At 62.5% G+C, this 26,729-nt stretch carries 26 protein-coding genes; 9 read left to right on the top strand and 17 right to left on the bottom strand.

The window, feature by feature from the left end:
• Positions 1–6: 6 nt before the first annotated feature.
• The 9 genes from NKJ40_RS02590 to NKJ40_RS02630 all read right to left on the bottom strand — a co-directional run bounded on the left by NKJ40_RS02590 (position 7) and on the right by NKJ40_RS02630 (position 10,691).
• Positions 7–429: an NAD(P) transhydrogenase subunit alpha part 2 gene (locus tag NKJ40_RS02590; RefSeq protein ID WP_352464777.1), complete on the bottom strand. Its 423-nt coding sequence runs from the start codon at positions 427–429 to the stop codon at positions 7–9.
• On the bottom strand, positions 429–1,703 hold the full coding sequence (locus NKJ40_RS02595) for a Re/Si-specific NAD(P)(+) transhydrogenase subunit alpha (protein ID WP_352464485.1): 1,275 nt from the start codon (positions 1,701–1,703) through the stop codon (positions 429–431). Before NKJ40_RS02595 ends, NKJ40_RS02590 begins: the two co-directional genes overlap by 1 nt.
• 81 nt (positions 1,704–1,784) lie before the next feature.
• The gene (locus NKJ40_RS02600) at positions 1,785–2,009 is read right to left on the bottom strand and encodes an aa3-type cytochrome c oxidase subunit IV (protein ID WP_292658309.1); all 225 of its coding nucleotides are present in this window, start codon (positions 2,007–2,009) and stop codon (positions 1,785–1,787) included.
• Positions 2,010–2,179: 170 nt separating this feature from the next.
• Complete coding sequence (locus NKJ40_RS02605) at positions 2,180–2,329, bottom strand: DUF3096 domain-containing protein (RefSeq protein ID WP_013528205.1); 150 nt, start codon at positions 2,327–2,329, stop codon at positions 2,180–2,182.
• A gap of 119 nt (positions 2,330–2,448) precedes the next feature.
• Entirely contained in the window at positions 2,449–3,231 is a 783-nt protein-coding gene (locus NKJ40_RS02610; RefSeq protein ID WP_352464487.1) for an N-acyl amino acid synthase FeeM domain-containing protein, read from the bottom strand.
• A gap of 149 nt (positions 3,232–3,380) precedes the next feature.
• Positions 3,381–5,702, bottom strand: a complete 2,322-nt coding sequence (locus tag NKJ40_RS02615) for a putative bifunctional diguanylate cyclase/phosphodiesterase (protein WP_352464489.1) — start codon at positions 5,700–5,702, stop codon at positions 3,381–3,383.
• Positions 5,703–5,855: 153 nt separating this feature from the next.
• Complete coding sequence (locus NKJ40_RS02620) at positions 5,856–9,335, bottom strand: indolepyruvate ferredoxin oxidoreductase family protein (RefSeq protein WP_352464490.1); 3,480 nt, start codon at positions 9,333–9,335, stop codon at positions 5,856–5,858.
• A 224-nt stretch (positions 9,336–9,559) separates the two neighbouring features.
• Positions 9,560–10,090 carry a hypothetical protein gene (locus tag NKJ40_RS02625; RefSeq protein WP_352464492.1) on the bottom strand — a complete coding sequence of 177 codons (531 nt, stop codon included), beginning with the start codon at positions 10,088–10,090 and terminating at the stop codon, positions 9,560–9,562.
• Positions 10,083–10,691 (bottom strand): CGNR zinc finger domain-containing protein, encoded by a 609-nt coding sequence (locus NKJ40_RS02630; RefSeq protein WP_352464494.1) that lies wholly within the window; start codon positions 10,689–10,691, stop codon positions 10,083–10,085. Before NKJ40_RS02630 ends, NKJ40_RS02625 begins: the two co-directional genes overlap by 8 nt.
• A 140-nt stretch (positions 10,692–10,831) precedes the next feature.
• Here NKJ40_RS02630 and NKJ40_RS02635 point away from each other — a divergent pair, with 140 nt between their 5' ends.
• The 5 genes from NKJ40_RS02635 to NKJ40_RS02655 all read left to right on the top strand — a co-directional run bounded on the left by NKJ40_RS02635 (position 10,832) and on the right by NKJ40_RS02655 (position 15,581).
• Positions 10,832–11,737: a branched-chain amino acid ABC transporter permease gene (locus NKJ40_RS02635; RefSeq protein ID WP_352464496.1), complete on the top strand. Its 906-nt coding sequence runs from the start codon at positions 10,832–10,834 to the stop codon at positions 11,735–11,737.
• A gap of 204 nt (positions 11,738–11,941) precedes the next feature.
• Positions 11,942–12,526 (top strand): TRAP transporter small permease subunit, encoded by a 585-nt coding sequence (locus NKJ40_RS02640; RefSeq protein WP_292658329.1) that lies wholly within the window; start codon positions 11,942–11,944, stop codon positions 12,524–12,526.
• Positions 12,526–14,298 (top strand): TRAP transporter large permease, encoded by a 1,773-nt coding sequence (locus NKJ40_RS02645; protein WP_352464778.1) that lies wholly within the window; start codon positions 12,526–12,528, stop codon positions 14,296–14,298. Before NKJ40_RS02640 ends, NKJ40_RS02645 begins: the two co-directional genes overlap by 1 nt.
• Before the next feature lie 16 nt (positions 14,299–14,314).
• The gene (locus tag NKJ40_RS02650; RefSeq protein WP_352464498.1) at positions 14,315–15,340 is read left to right on the top strand and encodes a zinc-dependent alcohol dehydrogenase family protein; all 1,026 of its coding nucleotides are present in this window, start codon (positions 14,315–14,317) and stop codon (positions 15,338–15,340) included.
• A gap of 85 nt (positions 15,341–15,425) precedes the next feature.
• Positions 15,426–15,581: a hypothetical protein gene (locus NKJ40_RS02655; RefSeq protein ID WP_352464499.1), complete on the top strand. Its 156-nt coding sequence runs from the start codon at positions 15,426–15,428 to the stop codon at positions 15,579–15,581.
• 150 nt (positions 15,582–15,731) lie between these two features.
• Here NKJ40_RS02655 and NKJ40_RS02660 read toward each other — a convergent pair whose 3' ends face one another.
• Positions 15,732–16,841 carry a TRAP transporter substrate-binding protein gene (locus NKJ40_RS02660; RefSeq protein WP_352464500.1) on the bottom strand — a complete coding sequence of 370 codons (1,110 nt, stop codon included), beginning with the start codon at positions 16,839–16,841 and terminating at the stop codon, positions 15,732–15,734.
• A 285-nt stretch (positions 16,842–17,126) separates the two neighbouring features.
• On the opposite strand from NKJ40_RS02660, the gene NKJ40_RS02665 reads away from it, so the two are divergent.
• Positions 17,127–17,900: a gamma-glutamyl-gamma-aminobutyrate hydrolase family protein gene (locus NKJ40_RS02665; RefSeq protein ID WP_352464501.1), complete on the top strand. Its 774-nt coding sequence runs from the start codon at positions 17,127–17,129 to the stop codon at positions 17,898–17,900.
• 14 nt (positions 17,901–17,914) lie between these two features.
• Here NKJ40_RS02665 and NKJ40_RS02670 read toward each other — a convergent pair whose 3' ends face one another.
• From NKJ40_RS02670 to NKJ40_RS02690, 5 genes are all read right to left on the bottom strand, one after another.
• A complete protein-coding gene (locus tag NKJ40_RS02670; protein WP_352464502.1) occupies positions 17,915–18,310 on the bottom strand; it encodes a hypothetical protein in 396 nt (131 codons plus the stop codon).
• A gap of 154 nt (positions 18,311–18,464) precedes the next feature.
• Positions 18,465–19,445, bottom strand: coding sequence for a 2-hydroxyacid dehydrogenase (locus NKJ40_RS02675; RefSeq protein ID WP_352464504.1), 981 nt, complete (start codon positions 19,443–19,445; stop codon positions 18,465–18,467).
• Positions 19,442–20,464: a LacI family DNA-binding transcriptional regulator gene (locus NKJ40_RS02680; RefSeq protein WP_352464779.1), complete on the bottom strand. Its 1,023-nt coding sequence runs from the start codon at positions 20,462–20,464 to the stop codon at positions 19,442–19,444. The genes NKJ40_RS02675 and NKJ40_RS02680 overlap by 4 nt, the downstream gene beginning before the upstream one ends.
• A 68-nt stretch (positions 20,465–20,532) precedes the next feature.
• A complete protein-coding gene (locus tag NKJ40_RS02685; RefSeq protein ID WP_352464506.1) occupies positions 20,533–21,417 on the bottom strand; it encodes a DMT family transporter in 885 nt (294 codons plus the stop codon).
• 187 nt (positions 21,418–21,604) lie between these two features.
• Positions 21,605–22,012 (bottom strand): DUF2000 family protein, encoded by a 408-nt coding sequence (locus tag NKJ40_RS02690; RefSeq protein WP_352464508.1) that lies wholly within the window; start codon positions 22,010–22,012, stop codon positions 21,605–21,607.
• Between the two features lie 51 nt (positions 22,013–22,063).
• Here NKJ40_RS02690 and NKJ40_RS02695 point away from each other — a divergent pair, with 51 nt between their 5' ends.
• Positions 22,064–22,936, top strand: coding sequence for an AraC family transcriptional regulator (locus tag NKJ40_RS02695; protein ID WP_352464510.1), 873 nt, complete (start codon positions 22,064–22,066; stop codon positions 22,934–22,936).
• 1 nt (position 22,937) lies between these two features.
• Here NKJ40_RS02695 and NKJ40_RS02700 read toward each other — a convergent pair whose 3' ends face one another.
• Positions 22,938–23,420, bottom strand: a complete 483-nt coding sequence (locus NKJ40_RS02700; protein WP_352464512.1) for a MarR family winged helix-turn-helix transcriptional regulator — start codon at positions 23,418–23,420, stop codon at positions 22,938–22,940.
• Between the two features lie 202 nt (positions 23,421–23,622).
• On the bottom strand, positions 23,623–24,345 hold the full coding sequence (locus NKJ40_RS02705; RefSeq protein ID WP_352464514.1) for an intradiol ring-cleavage dioxygenase: 723 nt from the start codon (positions 24,343–24,345) through the stop codon (positions 23,623–23,625).
• A 199-nt stretch (positions 24,346–24,544) separates the two neighbouring features.
• Between NKJ40_RS02705 and NKJ40_RS02710 the strand changes: the two genes are divergently transcribed.
• Both NKJ40_RS02710 and NKJ40_RS02715 read left to right on the top strand, forming a co-directional pair.
• Positions 24,545–25,597, top strand: coding sequence for a CobW family GTP-binding protein (locus tag NKJ40_RS02710; protein ID WP_352464516.1), 1,053 nt, complete (start codon positions 24,545–24,547; stop codon positions 25,595–25,597).
• A gap of 154 nt (positions 25,598–25,751) precedes the next feature.
• Complete coding sequence (locus NKJ40_RS02715) at positions 25,752–26,726, top strand: WD40 repeat domain-containing protein (RefSeq protein WP_352464518.1); 975 nt, start codon at positions 25,752–25,754, stop codon at positions 26,724–26,726.
• The last annotated feature ends 3 nt before the right edge of the window (positions 26,727–26,729 follow it).

Consider the following 26,729-nt stretch of genomic DNA (forward strand, 5'->3'; position numbering starts at 1 on the left):
AGCGGCCTACTTTTCCTTCTTCTTGTACATAGCCAGCATGCGCTGGGTGACGAGGAAGCCGCCGAAGATGTTGACCGATACAAGCATCAGCGCAACGAAGCCGAAGCCGGTGGCGACGCCCGAGGCCGAGATGCCGACGGCCAGCAGCGCGCCGACCACGATAACCGACGAAATGGCGTTGGTGACCGCCATCAATGGCGTATGCAGCGCCGGCGTCACCGACCAGACGACGTAGTAGCCGACGAAGATCGCCAGGACAAAAATGGCGAAGCGGAAGACGAAGGGATCGATGGCGCCGCCGGACAGCGCGTGCGCGGCGTCGCCGGTCGCCTCAGTGCCGGGAGCGACGGCAAGGTTCTGCACGGCGAGCCGCACGGCAGCTGTGGCCTGGTCGAGCTGGTCGAGGGCTTTCTGCAGGGTCTGATCCATCACGCGATCCCTCCGGTGGTCTTGGGCTTCCTCGAAGCGGCCGGCCTCTTCGCAGCCGGCTTCGCCGAAGCCTCGGCAACCATCGTCTTGGCCGGAATGGCCGGCGGTTCGACATGTTGGCCCTTTGGCGGCTCCTGCTCAGCCCTGACGAAGGCGGGATGCACGACCTTGCCGGCATCGGTCAGCATCGTCGCCTTGACCAGTTCGTCGTCGTAGTTGATGGCAAGCGTCTTCGCCGCCTTGTCGACCAGCGTCTCGAGGAAGGCATAGAGGTTCCGGGCATAGAGAAGCGAAGCGGAGGCGGCGACGCGACCGGGAACGTTGAGATGGCCGACGATCTTTACCCCGTTGGCCGTGGTCACCACCTTGCCGGCTTCGGCGCCCTCGACATTGCCGCCGCGCTCGACCGCAAGGTCGACGATCACCGAGCCCGGCTTCATCGAGGCGACCATCGCCGCCGAAACCAGCTTCGGCGCCGGACGGCCGGGGATCAGCGCCGTGGTGATGACGATATCCTGCTTGGCGATGTGCTCGGCGGTCAACGCCGCCTGCTTGGCCTGGTACTCCTTCGACATTTCCTTGGCGTAGCCGCCGGCCGTCTCGGCCGCCTTGAACTCCTCGTCCTCGACGGCCAGGAATTTTGCGCCGAGCGAGGCGACCTGCTCCTTCGCGGCGGGACGTACGTCGGTGGCGGTGACCACGGCGCCGAGGCGGCGCGCGGTGGCGATGGCCTGCAGACCGGCGACCCCGACGCCCATGACGAACGCCTTCGCAGCCGGTACGGTGCCCGCCGCCGTCATCATCATCGGCAACGCCCGGTCATATTCGGCAGCCGCATCGATCACCGCCTGATAGCCGGCGAGGTTGGCCTGGCTGGATAGAACGTCCATCGACTGGGCGCGGGTGATGCGCGGCATGAACTCCATGGAGAAGGCAGTAACACCGGCCCTGGCAAGGGCTGCGACGGCAGCATCGTTGCCGTAGGGATCCATGATCGCGATGACAGCGGCGCCGGACTTGTAGCCCTTCAGCTCGGCGTCCGTGGGGCGGCGCACCTTCAGCACCACATCAGCCCTGGCTGCATCGCCGGCCTTGCCGATCGTGGCACCGACCCTGGCGAACTCCTCGTCGGGAATGCGCGACGCCGTGCCGGCGCCGGTTTCGACAATCACGTCGAAACCCAGTGCCGCTAGCCGCTTCACCGTGTCGGGCGAGGCCGCGACACGCGGCTCGTTCGCGTCGAGCTCACGAGGGATGAAAACCGTCTGTCCCACCGCATGATCCTTTCGGCCGGAACCCGCTACCGCAAGACGCCGACCGACCCCGGGCGGTGCCTTCGACAAAGGTTGGAGGAGTTATCGGAGAATAAAAGCGCCGACGGCCAGGATCAGAACGAACAGTATAGTTCCTGAGAAGAAGCCTCCCGCAAAAAAGCCGAAAGCCATTGCCAGAAGCACGGCGAGGCAAAAGAGCGATCCGTATTTCGCGAGCCTGAGGAAGCCTGCATAGGTCCGATCATGCTCGGCATAGTCCATCTTCGCGCCCAGTTCGACAGGACCGGTCGGCGTGTGTTCAGCCATAGGAATACCCCTTCGAAGACATCTTTCAGGCACATAGCGAAAAGCCGCGTTAAGGGCAATGGCGCTATTGCCGCATCGCCGCAGCCAACAATCTCAAGCAAAACTTGAAATCGCTGCGCGGAGCGCGGTACCAATCCCAAAGGATGGCAGGTCCGCCATTGCCGATGTCGTTAGCCGGCGAGATGCGGGAACAGCCCGAGCAGGCCGACAACGATCAGATAAAGGGCGACGATATAGTTGAGCAGCCGCGGCATCACCAGGATCAGCACGCCTGCAATCAGCGAGATAAGCGGGGTAAGGGCGAGCGTCGAAATGGTCATATCGGTTCCTTTGATCGGATCGCTGTCGAAGCGATGCGTGGCGGATGTCGGCCATGCCAACCTACCGCCAGCACCCTTGCCCAGAACGCCGAAGCGAGCGGAAAGCTCCATGGGCTCGTTCAGGCGGCTTCGCGAAAATACTTGGCGGTGGGCAGGATGGTCAGTGGGGCGAGTTCGCCGGCACCGGGCGTATCGAACAGCATGCGCTGCTCCATCGGCGTCGAACGGAAGAACGGAAAGCGGGCGTAGGTTTCGTTCTTGATCGCCAGGACATCGGCTTGATAAAGCAGCGCGAAACAGTTGATCACGCCGGCATAGGGCCGCGCATCGCCGATCGGTCGCGCCCGATAGATGCGCTTGTAGAAGGCCGCATGGTCCTCGCGGATCATGGATATGCAATAAGGCGCGCCGAAATGGAAGCAAGCCATGCCGGCAAGGCGCAGCGTCACATAAGGGATCTGCGGGTAAAGCCGTGACCATTCGGCGTCCACGGCAAAACGGCTCGGGTCGATAAAGACTTCGCCGGCGGCCAGACGCGGCATCAAGAGGTCCTTGTAGACGCTGAGCGCTGGTGATGTCGCGTTATCAGCAGATACGTTATGCAGCCGTATTGTGCTGACCAGCCGCCCCTCGATGTAGATTCCAAACGTATGGCAATTGGGCAGTTCGTCAAACTCGTCATGGACCTGACGGGACGCATTCTCGGGCACCAGATCGTTCATCCGATAGGAATTGTAGCGCAGCCTGTAAATACTTTCGAAGTCCTCGCCGCTTTCACAGCGTCGGTACTCCGTCCGGTCAAGCAGCGCATAAACATGCTGCGCGAAGCTGGACATGGTCTCGGACGCGTCTTTCCCACCAGCGCCCGCCGCATGGCCGAGCGAACTCAACTGGGCACACATGAACTCTATTCCCCGCGATTACCGCCACCAGCCGACACTACGGACGGGTCATGAGATGTAAAGATGAAAATAAGTAGGAGGTCGTTTACCGCTCGTTAAGGTTAACAATTAATAAAATTATACTAAAATACGCGGTTTTTTAGCGCAAGTCAGCGCCGCGGGGCCTTCCTTGCGGTTTGGATGTCCTTGGCGAAGGGCCAGACGGTGCTCGACATCGTCTCGATGCCGGACGCGCTGAGTGCCGACCCGAACAGAAAGCCCTGGACCAGGTCCGGCTTGACCTGCAGCGCCAGGATCTTGAGCTGTTCGAAGGTCTCGACGCCTTCGACGGTGACCGAAAGTCCCAGTGGGCGCGACAGGTTGACGATGCCCTTGAGCAATTCGAGCGACCGGCTGTTCTGGGTGACGTCGATCAGGAACGAGCGATCGATCTTGATCTTGTCGAGCGGCAGTTTGTGGAGATAGCTCAGGCTCGAATAGCCGGTACCGAAATCATCGAGCGCAATACGCACGCCGAGCCGCTTCAATTCCTCGATATATTGGCGTGTCAGCGACTTGTCGTCGAGCAGCGCCGTCTCGGTGACTTCGATCTCGAGGCGGCCGGCCGGCAGACCGGAACCGGCAAGCGCCTCGCGAACCTTCTGGATAACGTCGCGGTTACGAAAATCCTTGGCCGAGAGATTGACCGATACGCTGGTCTGGGATGGCCATTTGGCGCATTCGGTGCACGCCGCATGCAGGACGAAGGTGCTGATGTCGGAAATGATGCCCATTTCCTCCGCCAGAGGAATGAAGATACCGGGGGAGATCGGCCCGAGATCGGGATGATCCCAGCGGCACAGCGCCTCGCAACTGACGATACGCATCGTGCTCATCGCCACGATCGGCTGATAGACCACCCGTAATTCGTTGTTTTCCACGGCGCTGCGCAGGTCCGCCTTCATCAGCTGACGGCTGCGAAAGGCAGCATCCATGGAGGCCTCGAACAGCCGCCAACCGTTCTTGCCAAGCTCCTTGGCCTTGTAGAGTGCAAGGTCGGCTTTGACGATCATGGCGTCAACGTCGGTATCCTTGACCCGCGACAGCACCGCGCCGCCGCTGGCCTGGATGCGTAATCCGTGGCCGGCGACATCGACCTCGCCCTGTAGATTGACAAAGATCTCATCAACCTGGCCGGTCAGGTGGCTTTCATCCTCGACGCGCTCGAAGAAGATCATAAACTCGTCGCCGCCGAAGCGGCTGACGGTGATGCCTGGCCCAGCGACTGCCGCCAGCCGCTCGGCAACGGCGTAGATCAATCCGTCGCCGACCGGATGGCCGAGCGTGTCGTTGACGCTCTTGAAGTCATCGAGATCGAGCACCACCAGCCCGCAGAGACGGTCGGGATCCCCCGAGGCCATGGCATCCACCACCAACTCGTGGAAGTAGGCGCGGTTGGGCAGGCCGGTGAGATTGTCGTAACGCGCCATGAAGCGGATCTTGTCTTCCGCCTCGACCCGGGCGGTCACATCTTCGAAAGTGACGACGCCCAGTTCCTGGCTGCCTTCCCGGGCAGAAAATTCATAGTGCTGGCCGTTGGCGAGCGAGACTAGGACCTTGCGGTCGCGGCCCTCGCGCAACGCACGCGTCAGCTGGGCTTCGATGTAACGGCAATCCTTCGGCGCCAGCATGCCGCCTGCAGCGCCGCGCATCAGCAGACCGTGGATCGAGCGGCCTAGCAGCGCATCGGGCGATTTGAGCGACATCAGGTGCGCGGCTTCGGCATTGGCCACCGCCACCCGGCCGTCGGGACCAAGCATGACAAGGCCATGCGACATGGTGTTGAGCGCGCGGTTGAAACGCTGCGCGATGCGGTTCGCCTTTTTTTCCTCCGACAGGGCGGTAAACAGAACCTCGCGGACGATGTCGGCGAACCGCTTGATCGCAAACAGAAAGGGGGCCGACATCAGACCGAGGATGATGTGGTAGATATCGCCGCGCAGGATAAAGCCAAGCGATATGGGCCATGTGGTGGTTATGATAAAAATCATAACCATGCGCGGCGAACCATAATTGCGGCCGGCAATCGACGTGACCGATGCCAACGTGACGCAGACAGAGGCTATTTCGGCATAGTTGTCGTGGCTGTCATTTGCCAGATAGATACTGACGAAACAGAATGCGCCAAGCATGAAACCATGCATCGAACCAAAAATTATGTAATCGTTTTCACGATTGTGCGCTTCCTCCCATGTCGTGGGGGAAGGAAGCCGCCCGTATTTCCGGATGTTGCGAAGGCGCAGAGTACCGACAATGATGAGCCCAGCGGCAACTAGAAGATACGCCAAGTCCATGGTCTTCCAATAGACAAGAATGACGAGGAGTGTCTGCGCAACAAGGCCGATCGACAGCGTGAACCCGTCGCGAAACAGAGTTTCCACGAACGGAATGTAAACGTCGACCGGAATCTCGTTTTTTCGTCTCAGATTCACGCCTGGATCCCAACCCTGGGGAACCCAGCAGTGTCACATTGGCCTTAAGAAAGGTTTAGAGCGGCGGTTCGAGCCCTGCCGGCGTCCATCGCTGACGTTGCGGAAACAGGGAAACTACAGGTTCAGGTAAACAAGGGGTATCACAACGCTGAATTATTCGGCGGCTTGAAGCTGCGGCCGCAGCGGCGCCGTCGAAAGGCGGTCGAGCAGACGCTGGCGTTCGCCGGCGGCTTTTTCGGCACTGGCCTGCTTGACGTGGCCATAGCCGCGGACAAGCGCCGGCACCGAGAGGAGCGCCGCGGCGGCCTCGATCTTGCCCGGTGCCAGCGCGCCGGCGACGAGATCCAGATCCGCCTCATACAAGGTTAGAAGCTGCCGCTCCATACGCCTCTCGGCGCTGTAGCCGAACAGGTCGAAAGCGGTACCGCGCAGCCCCTTCATCGCCGCCAGCAGGCGGAACCCGTTCATCATCCACGGACCAAAGCTCGATTTCCTCGGGCTGCCGTCACTGCCGCGCCTGCCCATGATCGGCGGTGCGAGATGGAATTCGAGCTTGTCGTAGCTCTGGAACTGCTTTGCGAGCTCTGCGGCAAAGGAGCTGTCCGTATAAAGCCGCGCCACCTCGTATTCGTCCTTGATCGCCATCAGCTTGAACAAGTTCTTTGCGGCAGCCTCGGTCACCACGGTCGACCCAGGCACAGCATTGGTTTCGGCCTTGCGCAGCGCCGCCAGTCTGTCGGCATAGCGCTTGCCATAGGCGGCGTTCTGATAGGCGGTCAGGAAGGCGACGCGGCGAGCAATCATATTGTCCAGCGTCTCGGCAATGGCGGCATGCTGCGTGGCCTTGCCCGGCTGGGCGAGAAGGCTGCGGACGAAATCCGGCTGGTGGGCGGCGCGGCGGCCCCAGCGAAATGCCGCGACATTCATCGCCACCGCCTCGCCGTTGAGCTCAATCGCCTTCTCGACCGCCTCCGCCGACAGCGGCAAGCCGCCGTGCTGGAAGGCGAAGCCGAGCATGAACATGTTGGCGCCAAGCGAGCTGCCGAACAGCGCGGTGGCGGTGCGGGTGGCGTCGAAGAAATGCGCCCTGTCGTCGCCCGCGGCAGTTCTTATCGCTTTCTTCAGCCGCTCGACGGGCAGCGTGAAATCGGCCGAACGGGCGAACTCGCCCGGCATGATCTCGGCGGTGTTGGCGAGGAAGATGGTATGGCCTTCGCGCACCGCGGCCAGCACCTTCTTGGCACCCGAAACGACGAGATCGCAGCCAAGCACGAGGTCGGCCTTGCCGGCCGATACGCGAATGGCGTGGATGTCGTCCGGCGTGCGGGCGATGCGGACATGGGTGAACACGGAGCCGCCCTTCTGGGCGAGGCCGGCCATGTCGATCATGCCGCAGCCCATGCCTTCCAGGTGCGCGGCCATGCCGAGCACTGCACCTATGGTGACGACGCCGGTGCCGCCGACACCGTCTATGATCGCCGCCCAGCCTTGTTCACCGAGCGTAAATTGCGCCGGCGCCGGCACCCCCGCGAGCGGGTCGGCCGCGCCGGCTATGCCTTCAGCTTTCCTGATTTTGGCGCCGTGGACGGTGACGAAGGACGGGCAGAAACCATTGACGCAAGAGAAGTCCTTGTTGCAGCTCGACTGGTCGATCTTGCGCTTGCGGCCGAATTCGGTCTCGACCGGTTGGATCGAGACGCAATTCGACTGCACGCCGCAATCGCCGCAGCCTTCGCAGACCAGTTCGTTGATGAAGATGCGCTTGTCGGGATCGGGGAAGGTGCCGCGCTTGCGGCGGCGACGCTTCTCGGCGGCGCAGGTCTGGTCGTAGAGCAGCACCGAGACACCTTTGACCGAACGCAACTCGCGCTGGACGAGATCGAGATCGTCGCGGTGGTGGATGGTGGCGCCGGCGGGAAATTCCACCTTGCCGGTATATTTGTCCGGCTCGTCGGTGACGATGGCGATGCGCTCGACGCCCTCGGCGCGCACCTGCCTGGCGATCATGTCCACCGTCAGGCCGCCCTCGTGCGGCTGACCGCCGGTCATCGCGACGGCGTCATTGTAGAGGATCTTGTAGGTGATGTTGGCGTCGGTCGACAGCGCGAAACGGATCGCCAGCACACCCGAGTGGTTGTAGGTGCCATCGCCCAGATTCTGGAAGATGTGCTCGCGCTTCGAGAACGGCGCCTGGCCGACCCACTGCGCGCCCTCGCCGCCCATGGCGGTGAAGCCGACCGTATTGCGGTCCATCCACAGCGCCATGAAATGACAGCCGATTCCGGCGGCGGCGAGCGAGCCGTCCGGCACCTTGGTCGAGGAATTATGTGGGCAGCCGGAACAGAAGAAGGGCGTGCGCGAGGCGATGTCTGACGTGTCGGCCAGCATCGCCTGGAACTGGCGCAATTTCGCCACCCGCGCGGCGATTTCTTCCGACGGGCCGATCGTTCGCAAGATCCTCTCGCCGAGCGCGATGGCAATATCGTTGGGGTCGAGCGCGCCCTTGGCCGGGAACAGCCAGTCGCCGCGTTCGTCTCTCTTGCCGACGATGACCGGCTGCGTCGCGGTGCCGTAAAGGTTCTCGCGCAGTTGCAGCTCGATCAGCGAGCGTTTCTCCTCGACGACGACGATGGTATCGAGGCCGCGAGCAAAGTCGGCGATGTGCTGCAGGTCGAGCGGCCACGGGCAGCCGACCTTGAAAAGCCTGATACCGATACGACTGGCGGCCGCTTCGTCGATGCCGATGTCTTCCAGTGCCTGGCGAACGTCGAGATAACTTTTGCCGATGGTGACGATGCCAAGCTTCGGGCTGCTGCCGCCCGAATAGACGATCCGGTTCAGCCCATTGGCGTGGATGAAGGCCGAAGTGGCGGCGCGCTTGTATTCATGCAACCGCTCCTCCTGGCCGAGCATGTCGATCTCGTTACGGATGTTCAGGCCGCCGGGCGGCATGTCGAAGTCCGGGATAACGATGTCTAGCCGGTCGAGCGCGGCATCGACCGAGGCCGTCGATTCGATGTTGTCCTTGACGCATTTGATCGCCGCCCAGGTGCCGGCAAAACGCGACATGGCAAAACCGTAGAGGCCGTAGTCGATGATCTCCTGGACGCCGGCCGGATTGAGGATCGGCACCATGGTGTCGACGAACAGAAACTCGGTGGCATGCGCGTTGGTTGAGGATTCGGCCATGTGGTCGTCACCCATCAGGGCCAGCACGCCGCCATGTTTCGACGACCCGGCGAGATTCGCGTGGCGGAACACGTCGCCGGAGCGGTCGACGCCCGGACCCTTGCCATACCAGACCGAAAAAACGCCGTCATGGGTGCCCTCGCCCAGCAATTCGGCCTGCTGCGAGCCCCAGCAGGCGGTGGCGGCGAGCTCCTCGTTGAGACCGGGCTGGAAGACGATGTCCGACTGCGCGAGCTGGTTCCTGGCCTTCCACAGCTGCATGTCGAGGCCGCCGAGCGGCGAGCCGCGATAACCGGAGACGAAACCGGCGGTGTTCAGGCCAGCCCGGCGGTCGCGCTCGCGCTGCATCAGAAGCATGCGGATGACTGCCTGGGCACCCGACAGGAAGATGCGCTCCTTTGCCAGGTCGAACTTGTCGTCGAGCGCGACATTGTGCAGCGTCATCAGGCATTTCCTGTGCGGAGGCCGCGCCTGGAGGTGCGCGGCCAACGTCGGAGTCGAGTGCCCACAGTCTTTCTTCCCTTGCCGGGGAGGTCAAACAAAATCGAAGGTGCCAGGCGGTCCGCAACAAACGATCCGTGCGCGGCCAGATGGCGCCACGAAACGCCTGTCGGGGAAGATGGCCGAGCACGAAAATTTCGGCGGCGGTCGGTGCCGCTGGTGACGCATCATGCAGCCTTTGGGCAACTGGGCTTGGGTTCGCCGGGCAGCTTGCCATCGACATGGCCGGCCAGGTCCTTGTTAAGCTCGTAGACTGGCCCGACCACCAGAGGCCGGTCGGGCAGGACCGACTGGTCGAGCGAGGACGTCAGAGTGGTCTCGAAACTCTGCAGCAACTTGCCGCTGGAATCCTCGATGCGGATCGACACCGCATAGGGCTTGTCCTTGACGACACAAGTGAGTGGCGGACTGGTGAGCGTCACATGCGGCAGCTTCGGCCATATTTTCTGGGTGACGATGATCGGATCACCACCGGCCGGGTTCTGGAAGGAGACCACAGCGACCTGCCCCTCACCCACCGGCCGCAGCGGATTGAGGGTGATGACATAGGTGGCGATACCCAGCCGGTAATTGAACTCGAACAGCTTCCCGGAAATGGCGAACAGCTGGTCCTTGCCGGAATCGCGGCAGGCGCCGAGCGCGGCTGCCGCAAACAATGCCAGGCCGACAATCATCGCGCGCGAACATTTCTTAGACATTGGTGACCTCCCTGGCCGCGGTCCGGCGGCGATAGTGACGGTTTGCCTTCTGGCGGTTGCCGCATACCGCCATGTCGCACCAGAGGCGGCTGGAATTGCGGCTTTTATCGACAAACAGCCAGCTGCAGTTCGGACATATCCTCAGCCTGGCGATGGTGTCGCTACGCAGCAGCGACAGCGCCGAGACCGCAAGCGCCGCCTCGAAGGCGATCGGCGTTGCCGGGTCGCCGAACGGTTTTCCGGGCGTGCCGATTTCGGTGCGGCTATGGGCGAGGCCATCGGCGCAGGCTTCCAGGAATTTCGGCATATCGCCGGTCGCGATCGCATCTTTCGACACCGCGCCGCGAAACAGCCGATCGGTCGTCTCCCGGATCGACAGCACCACCGGTGCGATCTTTTCAGGCGCCGGCGCCACGAGCCGCCTGCCGCCGAGCTCGGCGGCGCGAAAGCCGCTCGCCGCTTCGGCAAAGCGGGCGATCTCGGCCGGATCGTCGAAACGGTCGAAGGTTTTCTCCGGATCGTTCCGCAAAACTACGGTATTCGCCGTGTCGAGCGCAAGCATGCCACCGGTGAAGCGGTGCGGAGTCCAGGATACTGTCATACGGCGAAATCTAACCGATAAATCGCGTTTGACAAGTTAGATTCCGGGTGCAACGCTCCTCACTGAGTGATCGCCGTATTGAGAATGTCGTTCGTCCCAAACCTCTGCCCCGATTGCGGGGCATGCATCGAGGGTCTTGCATGCTCTATTTCTTCCAGCAGGTTCTGAACGGCCTGCATTCGGGCGCGCTCTACGCATTGCTTGCCTTTGGCTACGTGCTGACCAACGGCATCCTGCACCGCACCAATCTTGCCTATGGCGCGCTGTTCGCATTTTGCGGGCATACGATGATCCTCACCGCGGCGTTCGGCTATCAGGCGCTGTGGCTGACGCTGTTTGCATCGGTCGCGCTCGGCGTAGCGGCGGCATTCCTTTATGCGGCGCTGCTCAGCCATGTCCTGTCGCGAAGCATCTTCGAACCGCTGGCCGACCGCTCGCCCAACGCCATCGTGGTGACGACACTCGGCATATTGCTGGTCTTGTCGGAAGCCAGCCGCATCGCCGCCGATACCCATGACCTATGGTTGCCGCCAATGCTGGCCCAGACCATCGTCTTCGCGCAGAATGCCAGCTTCAAGGCGACGTTGACGCTGATCCAATTGCTCGATTGCGCCGCCGTGCTGGCGGCTATTGCGCTGGCTGCGTGGGGGTTCACACATTCCAGCTTCGGCCGAAGCTGGCGTGCCGTATCCGACGATCCCAAGGCCGCTGCGATGTGCGGTGTCGATGTCCGCGCGGTGTTTCGGCGTGCGGTGCTTTTCGGCGGCCTTTGCGCGGCACTGGCTGGCGTGCTCGCCGCCTTCTACTACGGTAACATCAGCTTCGGCACAGGGTTGGTCTACGGGTTGAAAATCCTGTTCGTGACCGCAGTGGGCGGCTATCTTTCGCCTTTGCGGGCGGCGCTGGGCGCCGCCGCTTTCGGCATGGCCGAATCGCTATGGGCCGGCTATTTCCCGCTCGAATGGCGGGACGGCTGGATGTACCTGTTCCTCGTCGCCATGCTTGTGCTGATCGGCGCCGGCCGCGACCAACAGAAGATCGCCTGAGCCGCATCCGACTTTGGTTGGATGAAAGAGCAGCGTGTCCTTGGAGATGCATAGGACGCGGCAGCATTTTGCCGGGCATCACCTCACAACCGTGTTTATGCGGGCTGTCCCATGTTGACCCGCCGAACCACGCACTGCATACCGTTGGTCCACAGCGATGCGACGGACACGGAACCGCCGCGCTCTGACACAAGGGAGGAATGCATGGCAGGGCTTCTCGCTCTTTCCAGAGCCATTGATCGTTTGAACGAATTCATCGGCAAATGGGTTTCGTGGTTGATCCTGCTGGCAATCCTGGTAAGCGCCGCCAACGCCGTCATCCGCAAGGTGTTCGACATGTCCTCGAACGCCTGGCTGGAATTGCAATGGTATCTGTTCGGCGCCGCCTTCATGCTGGCCGCCGCCTACACGCTGAAGCAGAACGACCATATCCGCATCGATATCGTCTACGGCATGTTCTCGCGCCGCGTGCAGCACTGGATCGACCTTTTCGGTCACGTCTTCTTCCTGATGCCGTTCGTGACGCTGATGGTGGTCTATTTCGTTCCCTATGTGTCGCTGTCGTATCGCAGCGGCGAGATGTCGAACAATTCCGGCGGGCTGATCATCTGGCCGGCGAAGGCGATCCTGCTGGTCGGCTTTTTTCTGCTCGCGCTGCAGGGCATTTCCGAAATCATCAAGAAAATCGCCATCATGCGTGGTCAGATGGACGATCCCACTCCGTTCATATCGGTGCATGAGCAGGCCGAGCTAGAGGCCAAGGCGCTCGTCGAAGAGGTGCGCTCGTGATCGAGTTCATCGCCCAGAACATGGCGCCGATCATGTTCGCCTCGCTGGTCGTCTTCCTGCTGATCGGCTACCCCGTCGCTTTCTCGCTCGCCGCCAACGGCCTGATGTTCTTCTTCATCGGCGTGCTGCTGTCGCCCTATTCGGGCGGCTCGATCAATCTCGCCTGGCCGTTGCTGCACGCGTTGCCGGATAATTTCTATGGCAGCCGGGTGATGTCGAACGATACGCTGCTGGCGATCCCGTTCTTCACCTTCATGGGCATCGTGCTCGAACGATCCGGCATGGCCGAAGACCTGCTCGACACGATCGGCCAGTTGTTCGGACCGGTCCGTGGTGGCCTGGCCTATGCCGTGATTTTCGTCGGCGCGCTGCTGGCCGCGACGACCGGCGTGGTGGCAGCTTCCGTCATCGCCATGGGTCTGATTTCGCTGCCGATCATGCTGCGCTACGGCTACGACCGGCGGCTGGCATCCGGCGTCATTGCCGCGTCCGGGACGCTTGCCCAGATCATCCCGCCGTCACTGGTGCTGATCGTCCTGGCCGACCAGCTCGGCCGCTCAGTCGGCGATATGTACAAGGGAGCGCTGATCCCCGGGCTCATTTTGACCGGCATCTACATGCTCTACATCCTGCTCATGTCGATCTTCCGGCCGAAGTCGATGCCGGCCCTGCCGCTGGAGGCCCGCACGCTCGGCCACGGCGTGCTGTCGCTGCTGGCGGCCTTGCTGGCGGCGGTGGTGGTTTCCTATGCGGCGTATCGCTACCTCGCCCCGAACCATGGCGGCAACGCCGATATCCTCGGCGCCAGTATTGGCGTCATCTTCATCTATGTCGTGGCGATCGTCGACCAGCGCCTGAAGATCAACCTGATGTCCAGGCTGGCGCAGCAGGTGATCATCGTGCTGATCCCGCCACTGGCGCTGATCTTCCTGGTGCTGGGCACCATCTTCCTCGGCATCGCCACGCCGACGGAAGGCGGCGCCATGGGCGCCGTCGGCGCGCTGGCGATGGCGGCGATGAAGGGGCGGCTGTCGCTCGACGTGGTCAAGCAGGCGCTGGCCTCGACGACCAGGCTGTCGTCCTTCGTTCTGTTCATCCTGATCGGCGCGCGGGTGTTCTCGCTGACCTTTTACGGGGTCAATGGCCACATCTGGGTCGAGCACCTGTTGACGTCGCTGCCGGGCGGTGAAGTCGGTTTCCTGATTGGCGTCAACATCCTCGTCTTCGTGCTCGCCTTCTTCCTCGACTTTTTCGAGCTTGCGTTCATCATCGTGCCGCTTTTGGCGCCAGCGGCTGACAAGCTCGGCATCGACCTGATCTGGTTCGGCGTGCTTTTAGGCGTCAACATGCAGACCTCCTTCATGCATCCTCCCTTCGGCTTCGCGCTGTTTTATTTGCGCTCGGTCGCCGCGCGCGTGCCCTATCTCGACCGGCTCACCGGCAAGCAGATCGCGCCGGTCACCACAGGGCAGATCTATTGGGGCGCAGTGCCCTTCGTCTGTATCCAGGTGATCATGATCGGCCTGACCATCGGCTTCCCGCAGATGGTGATGCACTACAAAGGCGCCGTGGTCGATCCGGGGACGATCGACATCCAGGTGCCGGGAATGCCCAGCCTGTCGCCGCTCGGCACGCCGCCGGCCGGTGGCAGCACGGCACCAGCTGCGCCCGGCGCGCAGGATCTGTCGCAGCCGCCGAGCTTCGATGAAAAACCCCCTGCGAAACCGGCGGCACCGGCAACCGATCTGTCGCAACCCCCGAGTTTCAACTGAAGAAGGCCCGGCAGCCATGAAGGCGGTGCGACTGGAGCGAGTGGGCGGCCTCGCCGTGTGCGAGGTCGAGAAACCGACCACCGGGCCGGACGAGCTGCTGGTGCGGATCGAGGCGTGCGGCGTCTGCGGCACCGACCGGCATCTTTTCCGTGGTGAATTCCCGTGCACGCCGCCGGTGACGCTCGGGCATGAATTCTCCGGCATCGTCGAGGCGATCGGACCTGCCGTATCCGGCTTTTCCGTCGGCGACCGCGTTACCGGCGATCCTAACATCGCCTGCGGCCGGTGCGCGCATTGTCAGACCGGCCGGGTCAATCTCTGCAGCAATTTGCGCGCCATCGGTATCCATCGCGATGGCGGCTTTGCCGAATATCTTGTCCTGCCGCAGAAACAGGCCTTCGTTTTGCCAGGCAATCTGGCGCCGACGCATGGCGCGTTCTGCGAGCCGCTCGGCTGCTGCCTGCATGGCGTGGACCTTGCCGCGATCAAACCGGGCTCGTCGGTCGCGGTGCTCGGCGGCGGCGTGATCGGCCTGCTCACCGTTCAGCTGGCAAAGCTCGCCGGTGCGACGACCATCATCTTGTCGACGCGTCAGGCTTCGCGGCGGGCTCTCGCCGAGGAACTGGGCGCAACGGTGACGGTCGATCCCAGTGCTTCCGACGTCACCGACGCGATCGTCGGCCGGTCGGGTTTGATGCCGGGCGGAGTCGACGTGGTGCTCGAATGCGCCGGCGTGAAAGACACCGTCGAGCAGGCGATGCGGCTGGCGAAGGCGGGCGGCACAATTGTCGTCGTCGGCGTTATGCCGCAAGGCATGAAAGCGGCGTTCGAACCGTTCGACCTGCTGTTCCGCGAGTTGAAGGTCCTGGGCTCCTTCCTCAATCCCTTTACCCATCGCCGGGCCGCCGATCTTATCGCCTCGGGGGCGATCGAGGTAGACCGGCTGATATCGCGACAAGTCAGCCTCGACGAGGCGGTGGCGATCATTGCCAACCCATCGGCGCCCGGCGAGGTCAAGGTCCTGGTAGTGCCTCAGGGCTGATCCATCGGGCCGGTTTGCCACCGGCGGGTTTCGCGGTTCTGCGTGGCATCGATGGCTTCATCCTCAATCCGATGAAGCCGGGCTGATGAAGCCGGGGAAAGGCGACCCCGCCACCTATGCCGACGCCGGCCTGCAACCGGGTGAGGTCCAGCAACTGATGCGTGGCCGCATCAAGTCGACTGCTTTCTATTGCCATGCGCCGGGTGGGATACTGGTGGAAGTCAGTGCGTCCGAAGGCTGACAGGGAAGGACCGCGGGGGTGGCCCGCGGTCCTTTGACAAGATCCATCAAACGCCCGGAGCGGAATGCATTCGAACCAAACCGGGCATCCGCTTTGTTTTAGCCCTTTTTCTGCGACGCCGAGTGGAGCCACTCGGCGTAGCAAAATGTTCTAGAGCTTGCTGTTGCGCTGCTGGACCATCATGAAGGTGTCGTAGTTGTACTCGGCCACCTGCGCCCAGAGATAATGCTCCTTGCGGAACGCCTTGATCGAGTCCCAGATCTTCTTGAACGGCGCGTTCGAGGTTTCCATCTCGGCATAGACTTCGTTGGCTTTTTCGAAACAGGCGGCCATGATCTCTTGGCTGAACGGGCTCAACTTGGCCCCGCCGGCAACCAGCCGCTTAACCGCCGCCGGATTGAGATAGTCGTATTTCTGCAGCATGTTGGCGTCGGCCGCTTGAGCGGCAGTATGCACCAGCGACTTGTAAGCCGGCGAAAGTTCGTCGTATTTCGCCTTGTTGAACATCAGGTGGACAGTCGGTCCACCTTCCCACCAGCCGGGATAGTAGTAATAGGGCGCAACCTTGTAGAAGCCGAGCTTCTCGTCGTCGTAGGGGCCGACCCATTCGGCGGCATCGATCGTGCCTTTTTCCAGCGCCGGATAAATGTCGCCACCGGCGATCTGCTGCGGAACCACGCCGAGCCTTTGCACCACTTTGCCGGCAAAACCACCGATACGCATCTTGAGGCCGGAAAGGTCGGCGACCGTTTTGATCTCCTTGCGGAACCAGCCACCCATCTGCACGCCGGTATTGCCGCCCGGCAGCCCGAACAGACCCTGCGTCGCCAAGAACTCGTTGAACAGATCGATGCCGCCGCCATGATAGTGCCAGGCGTTGATGCCGCGCGCATTGAGCGAAAACGGAACCGCCGCTCCCAGCGCCCACGTCGGGTCCTTGCCCCAGTAATAGTATGCCACGGTATGGCAGGCCTCGACGGTGCCGGCAGTGGTGGCGTCGGCGGCCTGCAGGCCGGGAACGAGTTCGCCGGCGGCGAAGACCTGGACCTGGAAGTTGCCGTCGGTCGCCTCCGACAGCATCTTGGAAAACACTTCGGCGCCACCATAGATCGTATCGAGCGACTTCGGGAAGGACGACGCCAGCCGCCAGGTCACTTTCGGATTGGACTGGGCGATGGCCGGCGCGGCAAGTGTCGCGGCAGCGGCCGCGGCGCCAACGCCGGCGGTGCCGGCCTTGCGGATGAACGAACGACGATCCATGAAGTTCCTCCCTTTTGGATCAACTGACCGACATTCGGGACGCTTCGGCGCCCGGATCGGCTTCGAGCCCGACAATACACAGGCAAGGAGTCGAGTCCAGCGCGGCAGCCCGGTTTGAGTGGCGCATTTCGGGGAAATTCACGGCGTTGGGGCAGATCTTGCAACTATAGTCTAAGGTCGATTAACTGGCCTACGCGACACGCCGAAACTTGCCATGGAAATGCGCCTTCGGATCGCCTATTTTGCAGGCAGATAATTCGTTGCACCCGATGGGATCCGGACCAAATGCACCAGCCGCTCGTCGCCATATCGACCGACGTCCGCCAGTTCGACAATTACACCTGGCATGCCGCGCCGCAGCAATATCTCGAAGCGGCGCTTTCGGGTGCAGGCGTGTTCCCGCTGCTGGTACCGTCCTTCGGCGACCGGCTCGACTTCGATGAACTGCTTTCCGCCGTCGATGGCGTCATGGTCACCGGTTCCAAATCGAACGTTCATCCCTCGCTCTATGGCGGTGACGCCAGCGAAGCCAATGGCCCTTACGACCCCGCCCGCGACGCGACGACGTTGCCGCTGATCCGCCGGGCGGTGGAGCGCGGGGTGCCATTGCTCGCCATCTGCCGCGGCATCCAGGAGATGAATGTGGCGCTGGGTGGCACGCTGGCCACCGAAATCCAGGAATGCGCCGGTTCGCTCGATCATCGTGCGCCGGCAAGCGACAATCAGGACGAACGCTTCGCCATCCGCCAGAGCGTGTCGATAAAACCCGGCAGCTGCCTGGCCGGGGTCTTCGGTGCCGGCGACATCATGGTCAATTCGGTGCATCGCCAGGCCATCGACCGGCTTGGCCCGAAGCTGCAGGTCGAAGCGGTCGCCGCCGACGGCACTGTCGAGGCGGTTTCGGTGCGCGATGCACGGGCTTTCGCCGTCGGTGTCCAGTGGCATCCCGAATACTGGGTCAAATCGGACAGCATCTCGGTAAAGATATTTCGCGCTTTCGGCGATGCGGTGCGCCTGCATCAGGCGGCGAAATCGGGCGCGCGCGCCGCGGCGGAATAATCCCGCCGCGCTCGTCAGTCGCCGGACGACGCCAGCGTCAGCAGCGGCAGCGCCGGCGCGTAGGATTCGTAACCATCGCCGTCGGCGACTGAGAACATGACGATCGGATCGGTGCCGTTGGCGCTGAAGGTGACCGTGCCGTCATCCTGCTCTCGCCAGAACTTCGCCTGCTCGACGCCGGGCAACACGCGGCGGCAATTCGCGGCGACCGTCAACAGCGACAAACCTTGCGAAATCTCGGCGCCGCGGCTGACTGCACAAGAGGCCTCGTCGCCATTGGCTACCAGCCTGTAGTTGCTGGACGAAGGTGGTGACTCACTGGCTGCACGGCTTTCACCGCTACCGGCATAAAACAGCTGGACGCTGCCGAACAGCACAGCAATCGCCATCAATGCAGGAAGCGTTTTCATCCTGTTTCTCCGCGCATTTCAAGCGCGCCGCGTTCGAAGAGATCAGGAGGCGCGCTTCATCTTGCTGTCATGTGCTGTCAGGCGGACAGACACTAGGAAGGGACCAGAATGATTCCGAAGGGTTAAGCTGAAGTTAATAGATATGGCAGCCCGCTTACGGCCTTGCCTTGACATTTGCCGTCTCCGGCACCGGCGTCAGCGCCTTGCGCTGCGAAAACCACGAGACCAGATTTTCGACGCACAGGTCCGCCATGGCGCGGCGGGTGTGCTGCGAGGCCGAGCCGACATGTGGCAAAAGCGAGGTGTTGGGCGCGGCAAGCAACGCCGGTGGCACATTCGGCTCGTCGGCAAAGACGTCTAGCCCGGCAGCGGCGATGCTGCCGCTGGCAAGTGCGGCGGCAAGGGCTGGTTCGTCGACCGTGCTGCCCCGGCCGATATTGACGAAGACGCCGTTCGGCCCAAGAGCCGAGAGGATTTCGGCATTGACGGCCTTTTCCGTCGAGGCCCCGCCAGGCGCCACCGAAATCAGCGTGTCGACCGCCTCGGCGAGACCTTTCAGCGTCGGGTGATAATCATAGGACAGGCCTTGGACGCGGCGCCGGTTGTGGTAGGCGATGGGCAGCCCGAAAGCGTCGAGCCGGCGGGCAATGGCGAGGCCGATGCGGCCCATGCCGAAGATACCGACATGGCGCCCGCGCAAGGTCAGCCGGCTCAGCGGATAGTTGCCTTTGCGCAGCCAACTTCCGTCGCGCAGCCAAGCCTCGGCGCGCGGCAGATCGCGGACGGTATTGATCAACAGGCCGAGCGCCGTATCGGCGACCTCTTCGGTCAGCACATCCGGTGTGTTGGTGACCATGATGCCGCGCTGTGCGGCGTGGCGGACATCGACCGAATCATAGCCGACACCGAAATTGGCGATGATCTCGAGCTTTGGCAGCGCATCCATCAACGCGGCGCTTATGCCGCCAAAGGCGGCTATGCCTCGCACCGTAAGGCGCATCTCGTCGGTGACCAGCGACGGATCGGCGCGTTCGATCCGGACCCGGCTGAACGCCCCGTCGATGCGACCGACCGCATGGTCGTTGAACTGGCCCGGCACCAGAATGGCGACAGCTTGCTGTTCGGTTTTTGTCATGCACGTTCCACCGGTTTGCCGGTCGACTGGCGCACATGCAGTTCCGGCTTGATCAGTTCCTGCGACGGCCGCACCGTCTGTCCGTTGAGTTTGTCGAGCAGCGCGCTGGCGGCGCGGCGGCCAACCTCGCGCTGGCCGTTCCAGACGGTGGTCAGCGCCGGCGTCGCGATCGCCGCCTCCTCGAGGTCGTCATAGCCGGTAACAGAGATGTCGATGCCCGGCACCAGCCCGGCGCGCGCAATGCCGTTCATCAGGCCGATGGCGACGAGGTCGTTCCAGCAGCAGGCCGCGGTCGGCCTGTCCTTCAGCGCCAGGAACTGCCCGGCAGCCTCGAACCCGGCCTGCTTGGTGCGCGGGCCGGCGATGCGCCAGGACGGCCTGACCTCAAGCCCTGCCGCCTCCATGGCGTTGACATATCCCTGATAGCGGTCGCGGCCGGTCGAGGTCTGGTCGGTACCGCCGATCATGGCGATGCGCTTGTGGCCAAGCGAGATCAGATGATTGGTGGCAAGCCCGGTGCCATAGGCGTCGTCGCCGCGAAACACCGGCACGTCGGCACCTTCGACGGTGCGTGCAATCAGCACTGCCGGGAGACCGTTCTCCTCGGCCACGATTATGTCTTCGGGCGGCGTGCCGATGGCCGGCGACATGATGACGCCGTCAGCGCCCAGCTGCAGAAGCGTGTCGATGAAGGTACGTTGTTTCTCGAGTTGGTCGTAGTGGTTCGACAGGATGAACGTTTGCCGGCTGCGGTCGAGCTCGCTCTCGATCGAACGCAATATTTCGGCAAAGAACGGGTTCATGATGTCGTGGACGACGACGCCGACTATGCCCGAGCGCGAGGTGCGCAGGCTGGCGGCGCGGCGGTTGTAGATATAGCCGATGGCGCGGGCATGTTCCTTGATGCGGTCGCGGGTGCCGCCGGCGACCAGCGGGCTGTCGCGCAAGGCCAGCGAGACCGTGGCCGTGGACACGCCGAGCGCATCCGCGATGGTCGAAAGCTTGATCTTCTGTGCCAGCGCCCTGCGCTCCTGAAGCAATTTAAACTGTTTAAAGGCCGGCTCTTATGCCATCGATCCCGAGCAAATCAAAGTTTTTTTGCCAGCGCTTCCGCCTCCGCGTCCAGCGTCGCGCGGTTGCGCAAGCGAAGCCGGTGCTCGCGGTGGACGATGTAGAGGCCGCTGGCGACGATGACTGTGGCACCGGCCAGCGTCCAGCGATCGGGAAACTGGTTGAAGACGATCAAGCCGGAGACGATCATCCAGATCATCTGCGAATATGGATAGGGGGCCAGGGCCGTGGTGCTGGCAAGGCGATAGGCCTGCACAAGAAGCCAATGGCCGATGGCGCCGAAAACGCCAAGCATCAGCAATATGAACCAGTGCCAGCCATCCTGCGGCAGCGAAAGCGAAAACGGCAGTGTCGGCAGCAGCAGCACGGCCGGCGCCAACGCCGAAAACAGGATCAGGCTTTCCGAGGTTTCCGTCGCGGACATGCGGCGCGTCATGATGACGTAAAAACTGTTCGATAGCATCGAGCCGAGCGCAAAGAGATGGCCGACGCCAAAAACCCCGATGCCCGGCCGGGTAATGATGAGGACGCCGACAAAGCCGCTCATGATCGCCAGCCAACGCCGCCAGCCGGCCCATTCCCCTAGCAACGGACCGGCAAGCGCGGTGATCACCATCGGGCCGAAGAAGTAGATCGAGGTGGTTTCCGCCAGCTGCAGCGTCCGCAGCGCCAGAATGTTGCATATCGTCGATCCGAACAGGAGGAGACCGCGCGTGAGATGCGCCGGCAGGTTGGCGGGACGAAAGCGCAACGGCTCACGCCATCCGCGCAGAAAGACGCCGACGATCAGGACATGGACCGCGAAGCGGGTCCAGGCGACGATCAGCGCCGAGACGCCGGCCAGGACAAGGTATTTGCTGCTGGTGTCGAGAAAGGTGAAAAACACGTAGACGGAAAGCATGCACAGGATCGCCGCCGGCGACGTCGCGCTTTCGTCATGTCTTGGGGGAGTATTCAATTTCAGGCCGGACGGGAAGCAAGGCAGTCCTTCACCAATGCGGCAATTGTCGCCTGCCGGCAAGCCAAAACAGGCTGGTACAACGACAGCCGCCGACCAGGCTCAGTGTTTGTCCCTGGTGGCCGAAGAGTCAGGTGTGCATGCGGGCACCCTTGGTGATCTTGTCGACGAGCTTCTTTTCGGCGCGAAGCGCGATGCCGACCACCTTGGCATCCTCCGGCGCAAATTCGGCAAAGACGGCACGGTTGGCCAGATCATACCCAGTCGAAAACATTTCCTCGACATAGAGCGAGACCGTCACACCACGCTCCAGCGCCCGCCGGTGGATCGCGCCGAGCGTCTGGCCGTCCGCCGAAAGCACGATGACTGGCTGGATCGACAGCGGGTTGTAGATATTGCCGGCGCGATCACGGTAGGGGTCGCCGATAATGTCTGGAAACTGCGCGACGATGCCGCTGGTCAGAAAGGCGGTGACGTTGAGCTTTTGCCAGACGGGAAGATCATCCTTGAGCACGATTGCAAATTTCGTATCGAACATGCGACAGTTTCCAATCCAAAAGAGGGCCAATCCGAGGCTGCGAGTGAAGCGATGCCGCACGGTCTAGACGGGGAAGCCTTTCAGGGTCTTGGACGTTTGTGCGTGGATGCAGCCGAGAACTGCATCGTACCGGCACCCCGTGCTGCCGGCATGGAACGCATCGAGGCCCGGTTCCACGGCAATGCCTTCGATCTCCATCGCCACGACACCTATGCGATTGGGGTGACGCTTTATGGCGTGCAGCGCTTCCACTATCGCGGCCAAACGCATCAGAGCTTGGCTGGCCAGATCATTATCCTTCATCCCGACGAACTGCACGATGGCGGTGCCGGCACCGAAGATGGCTTGCGATACAGAATGCTCTATTTGGAGCCGTCCCTGATGCTCGATTGTCTCGGCGGCGGATCACTGCCATTCGTCAGGAATGCCGTAGTGACAGACCGCGATCTCCGCGCGACGCTGCTTTCGGCGCTCGGGCCGCTGAATCAGGAACTGGACGAGCTGTTTGTCGTCGATTTCATGACGCAGCTCATGCAAAGCCTGGCCCGGCACGCCGGTCAGCCGGCGAAACCGGTAGCGAAAACTGCGTGGCGCGCCGCCAGCCTGGCGCGCGACTATCTGGAGGAAAATGTCGCGCGGATTGTACGTTCGGATGAATTGGAGGCGATAACCGGATTGGACCGTTATGCCCTGTCGCGGCATTTCCGCGCCACCTTCTCCACCAGCCCGCACCGGTTCTTGTTGATGCGCCGGCTTCAGCGAGCCCGCCGTATGATCGAAGCCAACGAACCGCTGGCAGAGATCGCCATCGCGGCCGGCTTCAGCGACCAAAGCCATTTCAATCGGCATTTCAAGAAGGCGTTCGGCGTCACGCCGGGACGCTGGTCGGCCCTGACGCGACGGCCGTCAGCGGCGAACGCGTGAGCTATTCAAGCATCTTGTCTTCGATATCCAGTTCGTCATCGGGGAGCACCATTTCGCCGTTCGACAGGTTCGCCTCGACACGGGCAAGCAGCTTGAACAGCGCTTTCTGATCCTTCTTGTCGAGACCCTTCAATGCCTGCTTTTCGGTCTTCTTCACCGATTTCTCGATGGCGTGGATGATTTCGCGGCCGGTGTCGGTGAGGAAAATATGCGCCTGGCGGGCATCGGCGGACGAGGCCCGCTTCTCCAGAAAACCCTGCGCCTGCAGCCGGTTGATGGTCTTGGTGATGGTCGGCGGACGCACGCCGAGGCGGCCGGCAAGGTTGCCGGGCGTCTGCCCGTCGTCGCGGTCGAGCGCCAGCATGATCTGGTCCTGGCCGGCATAGAAACCATGCGCCAGAAGCCGGGCGGCGAGCGCCGTGCGCGCCAGCCGCGCCGCCGAATGCAGCCGGCTCATTGTTGCAGTCTTGTCCGCCTTGGCCATGCTCATCCCTCCTCGGCCGAACCGGTGCGGGCAGCATAGAAGCAGGCCGCCGATTGGCAATGACGATCGAAAACATTCCGGCTCGGAAAATAGCTTTGCCGGCAAGCATCGCGATGTTCGCCGTGGCTAATGCCAGATGTTTATTTCAGTTAGATGACAAACGACTTTCCGTGATGGCTGGATGGCACGTGGCGAGGCGTTCTCAACCGGCCTTCACCGCGACCACCATCAAGGCCTGATAGGCGTCCGCCGTTTCTCGCAGCGCTGCCTGCGACAGCGGCCCGGCCTGCCGCGCAATGCCATCCCGCGCGTTCGATGTGTCGCGTTTGCCGGGACGGTCGTTATAGGGCGCGACGGTGGCGAATATCTGCTCGCTGAGGCTGTCGGGGAAAAACATCTGGCCGGTCATCACCGAGCGGTCGTCGGGGAAGATCTTGAAATGGATGTGAGTGGTGCGGCCGCGATACCAGCCGGGATAGATGGTGGCGAAAGAAGCAATGCCGCTTCCATCGGTTCCCTGCCAGCCCCGGAGAAAGCTCTGGCCGGACGTGTCGACATCCTGACCGTCGCCCTGTCCGGGATAGCCGGAATAGGCGCCCTGGGCGTCGCAATGCCAAATATCGACGCGAGCGCCGGGAAGCGGCCGGCAGGCGGCGTCGACGATTTGCAGCCGCACATTGAGGGCGATGCCCTTCTTGCCCTCGGTGATATTGGCGCGTTCGAGCTTCGGGTCGAAATAGAACGGCCCTTCGGTGACCTCGGGCGTGATGGCGCAGACGCCGGCACCGGCTTCGAACAAGGCAAGCCCGGCATAGGGCGAAACCTGCCCGGCCCTTGCGCCGGCGGGCAGGAATATGCCGCCGGCGGTGACCGCAACGAGACCGAGCGCCTGCCGACGGCTTAGTGGCAAGGACTTGTCGGACATCTGGCGCCTCTTCAGTGCGAACAGCCCCCGTAAATGATCCTCGGCCTATCTAGGCCCACCGCCAGCCCGCGCCAATGAAAGTTCGGCAATGTGAGGAAAGTTCGGCAATACCGGCCTCTCTTTGGCCCACCGGTTTGCCTCGTGCAAAAGCCGAGCACACGTCCTATATGGAGCCGACAATCCCTATTCGAGGCACAATATGAGCGACGCACAGACGCAGATCCCCGTAACCGTCCTCACCGGCTATCTCGGCGCCGGCAAGACGACACTGCTCAACCGCATCCTTTCGGAAAACCACGGCAAGCGCTACGCGGTCATCGTCAATGAATTCGGCGAGATCGGCATCGACAACGAGCTGATCGTGGAATCCGACGAGGAAATCTACGAGATGAACAATGGCTGCGTCTGCTGCACCGTGCGCGGCGACCTGATCCGCGTCGTCGAAGGCCTGATGCGCAGGCCCGGCCGCTTCGACGCCATCGTCGTCGAGACCACCGGCCTCGCCGATCCCGTGCCGGTAGCACAAACCTTCTTCATGGACGACGACGTGCGTTCCAAGACCAGGCTCGATGCGGTGGTGGCACTGGTCGACGCCAAGCACCTGCCGCTGCGCCTCAAGGATTCCCGCGAGGCCGAGGACCAGATCGCCTTTGCCGATGTCGTCGTGCTCAACAAGACCGACCTGGTCACCCCCGAAGAGCTGAGCAAAGTGGAGGCGACGATCCGCGCCATCAACCCGGCGGCACGCATCCATCGCACCACACGCGCCGGCGTGGCGCTGTCCGAGGTGCTCGATCGCGGTGCGTTCGACCTGTCCCGGGCGCTGGAGAATGATCCGCACTTCCTCGAGGCGCATGACGATCATGACCATCATGATCATGACCACCATCACCATGATCACGACGGCCACGATCATGACGGGCATCATCATGCGCACCCTTCCGACATCCATGACGTGACCGTGCAGTCGGTGTCGCTGCGCGGCGGCGAGATGGACCCGAAAAAGTTCTTCCCGTGGATCGAGAAGGTCACCCAGATGGAAGGCCCCAACATCCTGCGGCTGAAAGGGATCATTGCGCTGAAAGGCGATGACGAGCGCTATGTCATCCAGGGCGTGCACATGATCATCGAAGGCGACCACCAGCGCGCCTGGAAGGACGGCGAGAAGCACGAGAGCCGGCTGGTGTTCATCGGTCGCGAACTCGACGCCGAGCGGCTGAAGACAAGCTTCGAGGCCTGCCAGGCCGCTTGATTTAGCTACCCTTTCTTCCTTCTGCCCTTGGGGGAGAAGGGGTAGCCCGCAACGCTGGCGGTCTCTCCTCCCGACGATCCGAAGCACGGGTTGAGACCCGCAGCTCAACCCCTTAAGGGTGAGGCAGCAGAAATCTCAAACGGAATGATCTCTCATGCCGACAGTCGCCCCGCTCGATCTCGAAGGCCACTGCCTCGCCGCCGTATTCCTCGGCGACGTGCCGCATTTTGCGCTGGCTGACGGCACAATCCATCGGCTCGACCACGGCCACAAGACGGTGCAGGCCAATGACGGAATGCTCGCCGCCTTCCATGATGCGGCAAACGACCGGCTGGTCACCGGTGGTGAGGACGGCAGGATCTTTGCCGTGACAGCAGGCGGCAATACAGCGGAATTGGCGACCGCAGGCAAAAAATGGATAACCAGCGTCGCCGCCGGGCCGCAAGGCGCTGTTGCCTATGCTTCGGGCAAGATTGCCCATGTGCGCTTTGCCGACGGCAAAACCAGGGAATTCTCGCATCCGCGCTCGGTCGAGGGGCTGGCCTTCTCGCCCAAGGGCATACGCTTCGGCGTTGCCCGCTACAATGGCGCGACGCTGCATTTCCCGGCTGCCGACAGCAAGCCGGTCGAGCTCGAATGGGCCGGCGCCCACACCGGCATCACCTTCTCGCCGGACGGCGGCTTCGTCGTCACCACCATGCAGGAAAACGCGCTGCATGGCTGGAAGCTCGCCGACGGCAAGCACATGCGGATGTCCGGCTACCCCGGCAAGGTCAAAAGCCTGTCGTGGAGCGCCAAGGGCAAATGGCTGGCGAGTTCCGGCGCGCCGGCAGCGATCGTCTGGCCGTTTTCCGGCAAGGACGGGCCGATGGGCAAGGCGCCGCTGGAACTCGGCACGCGCGGCAATGCGATGGTCACCTCCGTCGCCTGTCACCCGAGCCAGGATGTTGTTGCTATCGGCTATGATGACGGCATGGTGATGGCGGTGCGCTTCGCGGACGCCAGGGAAGTGCTGTTGCGCCGGCCGGGCAAGGGCGCCGTCACCTCGATGATGTGGGACAAGGAAGAGCGCCGCGTCGCCTTTGGCAGCGCCGCGGGCGACTGCGGCGTCATCGATATTTCGGCGTAGCCT

Source organism: Mesorhizobium sp. M0119 (genome assembly GCF_040322615.1).
In the GTDB taxonomy this organism is placed as follows: Bacteria; Pseudomonadota; Alphaproteobacteria; order Rhizobiales; family Rhizobiaceae; genus Mesorhizobium.